The organism is Methylocaldum sp. (genome assembly GCF_035627495.1).
Classification (GTDB): domain Bacteria; phylum Pseudomonadota; class Gammaproteobacteria; order Methylococcales; family Methylococcaceae; genus Methylocaldum.
In genome coordinates this window covers 1-2286 of sequence record NZ_DASPLO010000205.1, presented here as the reverse complement: position 1 = coordinate 2286, position 2286 = coordinate 1, and the positions used below count along the sequence as shown (strand labels likewise).

General features: G+C 52.3%; 2 protein-coding genes. One reads left to right on the top strand and one right to left on the bottom strand.

Annotated elements, in window-relative coordinates:
• Positions 1-14: 14 nt before the first annotated feature.
• Complete coding sequence (locus tag VEB01_RS19950) at positions 15-215, top strand: transposase (RefSeq protein WP_324878548.1); 201 nt, start codon at positions 15-17, stop codon at positions 213-215.
• Positions 216-696: 481 nt separating this feature from the next.
• Here VEB01_RS19950 and VEB01_RS19945 read toward each other — a convergent pair whose 3' ends face one another.
• A complete protein-coding gene (locus VEB01_RS19945) occupies positions 697-1368 on the bottom strand; it encodes an MlaC/ttg2D family ABC transporter substrate-binding protein (protein ID WP_324878546.1) in 672 nt (223 codons plus the stop codon).
• Positions 1369-2286: the final 918 nt, after the last annotated feature.

The window sequence follows — 2286 nt, the reverse complement described above, 5'->3', positions numbered from 1 at the left end:
TTCATGAAAAGGCGATCAAGGCCGTCATTCCCCCGCGCAATCATCGGACCGAGAAGCGGCAGTGCGATTGGTTTGTTTATAAGGAGCGCCATTTGATCGAATGCTTCTTTGGCAAAATCAAACACTTCCGAAGAATCTTTGTCCGCTTCGAAAAATTGCAGCGTAACTTCATGGGCTTTCTTCGCTTCGTCTCAGCACTCATCTGGTTGCGTTGAAATGTCAACAGAACCTAAGAGGATACTTACAAAGGGTACAGGCGTCCGAGCATCAGGGTTGATGACGCAGAGCATGGTTTGAGGGGGATGATGTTCATCCTCGTCGGAGAAACGTCGTCGTTGCGAGACAGGAAGCGAGCGAGCGGATCGAGTAGTCCCCGGAAGTTCGAGCGCCGGGGGGCTGGAATAAGCGACCCGCGAGGCATCACGCCCGGTCGTCAAATCATTGTGGAGCTAGGTCCCGATCCCCTTGGGTTGGGACTGGTCGAACGCAGACATTCGGGGCGTCGAAGGCCATAACGCGTCACCACAATTTACCCCTTCTGGTGATTCGGAAGTCCCGAAAGATCCCGCAAAAAATGGCGACGCAATCATGAAAGATCAGCCTAGCGAAACCCCGTTCCGCAATCCAGCGCTTCGAGTCTGGATTAGACGTCCCTCGTTGACGACACTGCACGGACTCAGACTTTGTAAATACGCTTTAAGTGGCTGGCGAGTGGGCTGCACCATTTATCGAAGCTTTTGATCCCGTTGCATTGCGCCTAGCCAACTCTTGGATGACGCTGTCCAACGAGCCGGTCCGGGCAATATCGTCGCTGAAGGTCGTGCGATAGTTTTGCACCAAGCTGATGCCTTCAATCAGCACGTCATAGACCTTCCACGCGCCGTTGGCATCGACGACCATGCGGTAGTCCACAGCGGCCGGCTTGGCGCCGGGCTGGAGAATCTCGGTTCTGACCATGGCTTTTTTGTCCTCGAGCGGACTCTGAAGCGGCAGATAGCGGATGTTCCAGTCTCTATATTCGGTAAATGCCGCAGTGTAAGTGCGAATGAGCAGCATGCGGAATTCATTCTTGAAACGCTCCCGCTGCTGAGGGGTGGCGGTTCGCCAGTGCTTGCCGAGAATGAGCAGCGCTGCGCGATCGACATCGACGTGGGGTTCCAGGATCTCCCTGACGATCCGCGTCGCCTTGGGAATATCAAGCTTGTAGTCGTTTTCCCGCAAGGCCTGTTTCACCGCATCGGAGGTCTCCTGAATGACCTGTTGGGGCGGAAGCAGGGTTTCCGCACTGGCCAGAACCGGAAAGAACCCAAGAAAAATCCAGCATAAAGCCAAAGCAGCTTTGCCTGTTGAAGTAGATTGAAAAGTCATCGGTTAGCTCTTAAGGAAGGTATGTGAAAACTTAGACGTTCAGCGAGTGTTCCGAATTTTTCGGGCGGCACACTGATTTCTTGGGGATCGAGGTCCAGAATAAATAACAATGATACCGGCTTCTCCAGTCAACGGTAATGGCCTCGGTTTTCCGTTATGCCGGCTGTGTTTGTTGTGGCTGAAGATCATTGTAAATCAGGTTTTTAATGCACCTGCTATGCCAACGCCTTTCAATCCTGGCATCTAATGTGACCAAATCGTGAAGGAAATAGTCCTTGTACCGATGATTTTTCGGCAGCTACGAGGTCTAAAGCGATATCAAAACTACGACTCTAACCGGTTATATGCCGGCGCTGTTTATGAATTTCCGCCTCAAAGAACCCCGCCGATTTTTTCGAATCCTGCTGTTTGCCTTTTTCAGCGCGCTGGTGAGCGGCTGTGGCGCGGGAGTTCATTACCGCGTGGGTGTTGCCGCGGGATATCCGAGTCCTTACTACGGGTACAATTATTATCCGTATGGTTATTTCCACGGATTCAATACTTACCCTTACAAGTATCGGCAGCCCTATCGGTATAACCGACATTTATATGGGTTCGATCGTTATCATCGCCCCTATTGGGATAGACAGCCTCATCGTTTCCGTGAGCCTCTCCGTCACTGGGATAGACAGCCTCATCGTTTTGGTAAGCCTTTCCATCACTGGGATAAACGGCCCCATCGCTTTGGTGAGCCCTTCCGACACCCCCGGCCTCATCATCGTTACCGGCGTTAGATCTGTTAGGACTTACGCAAAAACTGGGATTGGGAGGGCACTTGTTGGAGCGGAGCGCGTCAGAGCGGGATGGAAAAGAAGCCCATCACACGTCTGGATTACTGCCAATACTTGCTGGTGACCCAGATCAACTATACGTTGACGC

Coding starts and splice junctions, on each gene's coding strand:
- VEB01_RS19945 (WP_324878546.1), bottom strand. CDS start 1,368: ATGACTTTTCAATCTACTTCAACAGGCAAAGCTGCTTTGGCTTTATGC.